Origin of the sequence: Microbacterium sp. 16-032, from assembly GCF_041079455.1 — a bacterium.
Taxonomy (GTDB): Bacteria; Actinomycetota; Actinomycetes; order Actinomycetales; family Microbacteriaceae; genus Microbacterium; species Microbacterium testaceum_A.
The window spans coordinates 770,034-777,527 of sequence record NZ_JBFYGQ010000001.1 but is presented as its reverse complement, the minus strand read 5'-3'; the positions used below and the strand labels follow the sequence as shown (position 1 = coordinate 777,527).

The following is a 7,494-nucleotide window of genomic DNA, read 5'->3' as shown; positions in this document are numbered from 1 at the left end:
CCGTTCTGCAGGAGGTGTGCCGCACGCCGGTCGGATCCGATTCCGGATGCCATGGTCTCGGCGGTGCGCGCGTGAGCCGCTCGGGGCGGGCACAACTCCTGCATACCTGGCGGTTTCGCGAGCCGTACGGCTCGATCGGCCCGTTCTGCAGGAGGTGTGCCGCACGCCGGTCGGATCCGATTCCGGATGCCATGGTCTCGGCGGTGCGCGCGTGAGCGTCGCCGCCGAGACGGGCCAGGGCGTCCGCGCCTACGGCCAGGTGCTGCGCCTGCCCGGGGCCCGCAGCTTCGTCGCCGCGGGGATCCTCGCGCGCTTCCCCCGGGCGACGCTGTCGCTCGGCATCATCCTGCTCGTGTCGGCCGCGACCGGCAGCTTCGCCTCGGCCGGGCTCGTCGTCGCACCCCTCGTCGGGGGCATGGCGATCGCGGCGCCCCTGTGGTCGTCGCGCATGGACCGCCACGGCCAGGCCCGCGTGATCCCGGTGTCGCTCGCATGCCTGGTGCTCGCGGCATCCGGGCTGCTCGCCCTCGTGCTCACGGGTGCACCGTTCTGGACGTGGCTCGTGGCCGCGTTCGTCACAGGGGCGGCGACCCCCGACCTCACCTCCGCCGTCCGCGCGCGGTGGACCGTGCTGGCACCGCCGGCTCAGCGCACCCCCGCTCTGGCGCTCGAGACGATCGCCGACCAGATGGTGTTCATCTCGGGGCCGCCCGCCATCACCGCGGTGGCCGCCGCCCTCGACCCCGCGGTGGCGGTCCTCGGCTCGCTCGGGCTCGGAGTGATCGGCGGCGTGTGGCTCGCATCGCAGCGCGCGACGCAGCCCGCACCGACACCGCGCGGGCCGCGCCGAGGGCTCGTCCTGCCGCCCGCCGGGGTGATCCCCATCGCGGTGGCCTGCATCGCCTTCGGCGGAGTCTTCGGCGCCTTCGACGTGAGCCTCGTCGGCTGGGCCGAGCTGAGCGAGCGGCCGTGGCTCGCGGGCCCGGCGTTCAGTGCCTTGGCCGTGGCCATCGCGATCGGGTCGGTCGTCACCGGAGCACGGACGTGGAAACTCTCCCCCGCCGCGCGATACATCCTCTTCGCCGCGCTCGCCTGCGCGGTCGCCCTCGCCCTGCCGTTCGCGCAGGGATCCGCTCCCGCGCTGTTCGGGGTGATCCTCATCCTCGGGCTCGCGCTGTCGCCGGTGATGGTGTCGGGAATCCTCGTGGCATCCGCCCGCGCGCCCGAGGGCCGCGTGACCGAAACCCTCGCCTACCCGACCGCGGCGATGTCGCTCGGCGTGCCGATCGGAGGGGTGATCGCCGGAGCCGCCCTGGATTCGACGGGCCCCGCGGCCGCTCTCGTCACGATCGCCGTCTCGCTGGCGTGCGCGGCGGCGATCGCCGCGGTCGGCGAAGCGCTGCTGCGGATCGCGCAGCGTCGCTGACGTCTCGCGCGTCGGTCAACGGGAGAGCGCGGCACCCAGGTGGCGCAGCACCGAGACGTGGCCGTCGTCGGCGTGCAGGTCGAGCGTCGCGTGCGGGAGGGCGGCCTCGAGCATCCGAGCGTGAGCGGGAGGGATGACGCGATCGCGCTCGCCCTGGACGAGCAGAACGGATGCCGCGACCTCGGCGAGCGCGAACCCCCAGGGCCGGGTGAACGCGAGGTCGTCGTCGATGAGGCCCTCGGGTCCGTCGGCTCCGGCCGCGCCGGCGTCGGCTCCGAGAGACGCCCACTCGCCCTCGAGCGCCGCGAAGTCGGCATCCGTGAACTGCTCCGGATCGAACTCGTCGGTCTCGGCGAAGCGGCGACGTGCGGCTTCGCCGTCGACGGCCGATCGCAGCCCACCCGGCGCCTGCATGCCGGTAAACCACGCGTCATCGCCGGTGAACGGCGCGGGGCTCGCGAAGGTCACGACGCCGCGGACCAGCTTCGGCATCGCGGCCGCGCACGCTATTGCGTGAGGCCCGCCACCGGACGCGCCGACCGAGACGACGGATGCCACGCCGAGGGCGTCGAGCGCCGGAACGAGCCCCGCGGCGACGTCGGCGACGGTGCGACCCGGCTGTCGCGGTGACCCGGCGTAGGCGGGGCGGGCGACGGAGACGACGGCGAGACCGTGGGCGTCGGCCGCCCGCTGCACCGGCGGCAGGATCGCCCCGGTCTGGGGTGACCCGTGGTGCCACAACAGCACGTCGCGCCCCGCGATGTCAGCGACGGAGGTGTGGACGTCGAGCCCCGCGATGCGTCTGCGCATGCCCCCACGCTGTCACGGAGTCCCGTCGCACGCGAGGGCTTACGCCGGCTCTCCGGAGCCGTCCTGTCCGCTGTCGTCGAACGACACGAGGGCGAACGCGCGTCGGACGACGGCCACCGGGGATTCGTCGCCTCCGTGGAACGCCCACCAGAAGAGGGCGGCGTTCGAGGCTCCGGCCAGGGCGTGGGCGCGAACGGCCGTCTGCAGGGCGTCACTCGGCGAGGCATCGCGCTGGGCGGCGAACCGCACCGCCGCATCGGTCATCGTTCCGATCGTCGAGGCACCGTCGGCGGCGAGCGCCGGGTTCGCCTGGATCACGTGCAATCGGCGACGGGTGACCTCGAGCAGCTCCTCCGGAATGTCCACGGCGGCGGCGTAGGCGGTGCGGATGACCTCCCACAGGTCGTCGTCCGGGGCGCTGCCCGCGAGGGACGCCCGGAATCGGTCGGCCGACTCATCGAGACCGCCCCAGACCAGCGCGGCTTTGCTGGGGAACAGCCGGAACAGCGATCGTCGGCTCACCTCGGCCGCTGCCGCCACGTCGTCCATCGACACGGATTCGAACCCGCGCTCGTCGAAGAGCCGCAGGGCGATGAGCGAGACCCGATCGGGATCGATCGAGCGAGGGCGGCCCGTGGGACGGTCGTTCGCGGAGTTCATAGACACCTTTCGGCACTGAGTGCTAAAACTGTATCGACGCGGCGGGCGCCGCGCGTGAGGGAGGAATCATGACCGACACGAGCATCGACCGATTCGCCGGCAAGACCATCATCGTCACGGGCGCGGGATCCGGCATCGGGCGCGCCACAGCCGCGCGGATCGCGCGCGAGGGCGGACGGGTGATCGCCACCGACGTCGCCGCCGAACGCCTCGACGAGGTGCGCGCGGAACTCGCGGACTTCTCGATCGAGACGGTCGTCGGAGACGTGTCGCAGGCCGAGACGATCGAGCGCATCATGCAGGCCGCCGGAGACCGGATCGACGGGCTCGCCAACGTCGCCGGCATCATGGACGCCTTCCTCCCGCCGAGCGAGGTCGACGACGCCACCTGGGACCGCGTGCTCACCGTCAACCTCACCGCTCCGATGCGTCTGACCCGCGCCGTCCTGCCCGTGATGATCGCCGCGGGGGCGGGATCGATCGTCAACGTCGCCTCCGAGGCGGCACTGCGCGGATCCGCCGCGGGAGCCGCGTACACCTCGTCGAAGCACGGGATCGCAGGCTTCACGAAGAGCGTCGCGTTCTTCCACGGACCGCAGGGCATCCGCGCGAACGCCGTCGCCCCGGGCGCCGTGGCCACCAACATCGAGGCCCCGATGCGCAGCGACTACGCGGCCGGGCGGATCGGGCCGATCATGCAGGTCGTCATTCCCCCCGTGGCCCAGCCCGAGCAGCTCGCCGCAGCCCTCACCTGGCTGCTCAGCGACGACTCCGCCAACGTCAACGGTGCGCTTCTGCCGAGCGACGGCGGGTGGTCGGCGGCCTGACTCCCCCGGGCCGGTTCGGCCCGGGCGCCAAAGCCACATACCGGCGGGCGCCCGCGAGCCGCCGAGCGTCCAAGAAACCCGGACGGCCGCGGCATCCCGTCCGGGTGTTTCGGACACTCGAAAGGGTAGGGGCCAAGGCAGGTTGAGCGTCCGGAACACGCCACCCCGGCGCGCGGGACGCGGAGTGGACGCTCAGCAGGAAAGACGCGGGGTCAGAGGATGACGCCGAACTCCTCGGCCAGCGCCGGGAGCTCCTCGTGCAGCACGCGCGAGGCCTCGACCGCGAGCGGGTTGGTCGAGACGCCCCGGTCGTTGACGAGCTCTCCGCCGACGTAGACCTGCTGCAGGTTGCGCAGGCCGCAGGCGAGGACGTAGCTGCGCACGGGGTTCCACAGCGGTCCGATGTCGGGCGTGCGCGGGTCGACGACCACGAAGTCGGCCAACTTGCCCACCTCGAGGCTGCCGACGCGGTCGTCGACGCCCATGATCTCGGCCCCGCCGAGGGTGTGCAGGCGCAGCACGCGCTCGGGCATCATCGACAGCGGGTCGTGGGTGCGGGCGCGCTGCATGAACATGCCCATGCGCATGTTCTGCCACGGGTCGGCGACGTCGGTGCAGGCCTGGTCGTCGAGGCCCATGCCGACCTTCATGCCCTGCTCGAGCATCTCGGGTACGTGGGCGATGCCCGACGCCAGACGCCCGTTCGACGCGGGCTGCCACGACATGGATGCGCCGCCGGCGGCGGCATCCGCGATGATCTCGGGCGTCGTCTGAATGAAGTGGCCGAACATCATGCCCGGACGCAACGCTCCGGCGTTCTTGTACAGCTGGAACTTCGTCTGCTGGTGCTCGATCGCCTCGTACGTCTCGAGGAAGTGCGCCTGGTTGGTGACGCCGAAGCGGTCCATGACCGCGACCTCGATCTCGGCGGCATCCGGACGCGTCGACCACTGCACCTGGCCCATGATCGAGGCGCCGAGGGCGATGTCGGGATCCATCGCGAGCACGTGGTCGAGCGAGGCCTCGAAGCGCGCGAAGATCTCTTCGTCGGTGCCGACGGTGGCATCCAGGGCGATCGAGTCGACGAAGCGGAGCCCCGCGTCGTGGCATCCGTCGGCCTGCCGGGTGTGCCAGGCGTGGTCGCGGAGCTGGCCGCCACCGTCGGCGCGCTTGCCCTCGACCATCGGCTCCCAGGGCAGCAGCGGGTCGGTGAAGTTGTACGCCGTCGTCACGCCGTTGGCGAGGAAATCGAGCGAGCCGTGCAGCGTCGCCCAGTAGATCTGGTCGGGCGAGGCGTTGTTGAGCACGCTGAACATCGATGTGCACCAGCCGTAGAGCGTCTGGTCGACGCCGAGTCCGCGCGAGCCGCTCGTGAAGAGGTGACTGTGGGAGGAGACGAATCCGGGGGCGACGAACCTGCCGTCGACGTCGAGGATCTCGTCGGCCGTCATCCCCGGAGTCGGGTCTCCCGCACCGATAGCCGCGATGCGACCGTCGCGGACGAGCATGTATCCGCGCTCGATGTAGCCGGGGTCGTCGGTGCCCGCGGGGACCGTGATGAGACGTGCGTTCGTGACCAGGAGCGACATGTTGATGACGGTAACAATGGCGTGTTTCCGCGGTGTTCCGGGCGTGCGGCGGGTTGTTTGCGGGGCGGCGGGGGCGTACCCATGTCCCGAAAATGGTCACCTGCACGGGTCGCAGGCCGCACAAAGTGGGACAAGATCCCGCCGAAAGTGGGACGAGGTCAGCTACCGCCCGCCACCGCCGCCGCCACCGCCCGCTACCCGGCCATGTCCCAAAAGTGGCTGCCTGGACGCCCCTCAGACCGCACGAAGTGGGACATGACCCCACCGAAAGTGGGACGAGGTCAGGCCCTCACGCGAACGCCGCGCGCACGGCCGGCGCGATCTGCGCGAGCACCTCGTCGCGCGCGGGCGTCGAGGGGAAGACCAGGAAGAGGTGCGGCACGCCCTCGCGCCGCACGAAGGTCGTCGGAACGTCCGAGGCCGTGAGGCGATCGGCGTACTCCTCCGCTTCGTCCGACAGCGGATCCACCGCCGCGGCGACGATCACGGCGGGGGCCGACCCCGCCACCTCGAGGGCGCGCAGCGGCGCCGCCTCGACGGGCACGGCGCCCGCGGCATCCGGAACGTAGAGCCCCCAGTACCACTTCATTCCGCGCGCGGTCAGCGGCAGATCGTCGGTGTGCGCGCGATAGCTGGGGCGTGACGGATCGGGGGCGTCGAGCACCGGGCAGAGCAGAACCTGACACCGGATGCCGGGAGCCCGGCCGTCCCGCGCGCGCAGCGCGAGCGCGGCGGCGAGGTTGCCGCCCGCGCTGTGCCCGGCGACGCCGAGCAGCGACGGGTCGATGAGTCCGTCGGCACCCGACGCGGCGAAGCGCAGCGCGCGGTCGAGGTCGTCGAGACCCGCCGGGAAGGGGTGCTCGGGCGCGAGGCGGTAGTCGACGCTGAGCACCTGGGTACCGGTGGCGAGAGCGAGGGCACGGCACAGGGCGTCGTTGTTGTCGAGGTTCCCGGCGACCCACCCGCCGCCGTGGGCGAACACGAGGGTCCCCCGGTGCCCGGCGCGCGGGCGGTACAGACGCAGGCCCCGGCCCGCGGCATCCAGGTCGATCGACTCGAGGGTCTCGTCGTCGGGTATCCGGACCCACGACGGGTTCGCGCGCAGCTCGGCGATCCGAGCGGCGTCGTCGCCCTCGGCATCCGTCGCCCCCGAGGGGACCGTGCCGGCCCGCGTCGCGAGTCTTTCGAGGTGCGCGCGCACGGCGGGGTCGGTGATGGCGGGGTGAACGGGCACGTCTCTCCTGGGGCTTCGGGCGGGCGATGAGCCGAGCGTACGACCCCGGATGCCGACGACCCGGCGCGACCGCAGAAGCGTTACGCCGCGGAAACACGGGCGTCTCCGGGGGGTGCACCCGCCGGGCGTACGGTGCCGCCGAGGGCGACCTGACGCCCCGCGGAAGGAGCCTCATGTCTCAGCGCGTGATCGTCACGGGCGGGTCCGGCGGCATCGGCGCCGCCATCGTCGAGCGGTTCGTCTCGGACGGCGCCCGGGTCGCGGTGCTCGATCGTCGTGCTCCCGCCGGGGATGCGGCATCCCTCTTCTTCTCCGTCGACCTGCGCGACCCCCTCGACACGCGCCGCGCGGTCGGAGAGGCGATCGAGGCACTCGGGGGCGTCGACGTGCTCGTGAATTGCGCGGGGGTGTTCCAGCACGTCTCGCTGCTCGACATCTCGGTCGACGACTGGGATCTCGTGCTCGACATCAACGCGCGCGCGACGCTCGTGACGATGCAGGCCGTCGCCCCGGTCATGCTCGAGGCGCGCGCGGGCTCGATCGTCAACATCGCCAGCATGGCCGCCAAGCAGGGCGGTGGCGGCGAGGGGCACTACGCCGCGTCGAAGGCCGCTGTCGTCGCGCTCACGCGCGCGGGAGCGCAAGAGTGGGGATGCCACGGTGTCCGCGTCAACGCCGTGTGCCCCGGGTACGTGCTCACCGACATGGGCGCCGACACCCGATCCGAGGACGATGTGCGCACGTGGAGCGCGAAGTCTCCGCTCGGGCGACTGGGCGCGCCGGAGGACGTGGCGGGGGTGACGCACTTCCTCGCGTCGCCCGCGGGCGGGTACCTGACCGGTCAGGCGATCAACGTCACCGGCGGGATGATCATGCACTGAGGCGCGCACGGCGATCCGCCCAGGGTGCGCGAAACTCCTGAGAACCGTCGGCGGTGCCGGCTCGACC

At 72.2% G+C, this 7,494-nt stretch carries 8 protein-coding genes; 4 read left to right on the top strand and 4 right to left on the bottom strand.

What is annotated here, in order from left to right; translation table 11 throughout:
• Together AB6V31_RS03555 and AB6V31_RS03550 are read left to right on the top strand one after the other, a co-directional pair.
• Positions 1–215, top strand: a 215-nt coding sequence (locus tag AB6V31_RS03555) for a hypothetical protein (protein ID WP_369364105.1), incomplete at its 5' end; no start/stop codon positions are given.
• On the top strand, positions 212–1,426 hold the full coding sequence (locus AB6V31_RS03550) for an MFS transporter (RefSeq protein ID WP_162234486.1): 1,215 nt from the start codon (positions 212–214) through the stop codon (positions 1,424–1,426). The genes AB6V31_RS03555 and AB6V31_RS03550, both read left to right, overlap by 4 nt.
• A 15-nt stretch (positions 1,427–1,441) precedes the next feature.
• Here AB6V31_RS03550 and AB6V31_RS03545 read toward each other — a convergent pair whose 3' ends face one another.
• A complete protein-coding gene (locus AB6V31_RS03545; RefSeq protein WP_056225596.1) occupies positions 1,442–2,236 on the bottom strand; it encodes an alpha/beta fold hydrolase in 795 nt (264 codons plus the stop codon).
• Positions 2,237–2,275: 39 nt separating this feature from the next.
• Positions 2,276–2,896: a TetR family transcriptional regulator gene (locus AB6V31_RS03540; protein WP_369364103.1), complete on the bottom strand. Its 621-nt coding sequence runs from the start codon at positions 2,894–2,896 to the stop codon at positions 2,276–2,278.
• A gap of 68 nt (positions 2,897–2,964) precedes the next feature.
• Between AB6V31_RS03540 and AB6V31_RS03535 the strand changes: the two genes are divergently transcribed.
• Complete coding sequence (locus AB6V31_RS03535; protein ID WP_369364101.1) at positions 2,965–3,723, top strand: SDR family NAD(P)-dependent oxidoreductase; 759 nt, start codon at positions 2,965–2,967, stop codon at positions 3,721–3,723.
• Positions 3,724–3,935: 212 nt separating this feature from the next.
• Here the strand turns inward: AB6V31_RS03535 and AB6V31_RS03530 are convergent, their stop codons facing one another.
• Positions 3,936–5,312 carry an amidohydrolase family protein gene (locus AB6V31_RS03530; RefSeq protein ID WP_369364099.1) on the bottom strand — a complete coding sequence of 459 codons (1,377 nt, stop codon included), beginning with the start codon at positions 5,310–5,312 and terminating at the stop codon, positions 3,936–3,938.
• A gap of 289 nt (positions 5,313–5,601) precedes the next feature.
• Positions 5,602–6,546, bottom strand: coding sequence for an alpha/beta hydrolase (locus AB6V31_RS03525; RefSeq protein ID WP_369364098.1), 945 nt, complete (start codon positions 6,544–6,546; stop codon positions 5,602–5,604).
• Between the two features lie 173 nt (positions 6,547–6,719).
• On the opposite strand from AB6V31_RS03525, the gene AB6V31_RS03520 reads away from it, so the two are divergent.
• On the top strand, positions 6,720–7,427 hold the full coding sequence (locus tag AB6V31_RS03520) for an SDR family NAD(P)-dependent oxidoreductase (protein WP_369364096.1): 708 nt from the start codon (positions 6,720–6,722) through the stop codon (positions 7,425–7,427).
• The last annotated feature ends 67 nt before the right edge of the window (positions 7,428–7,494 follow it).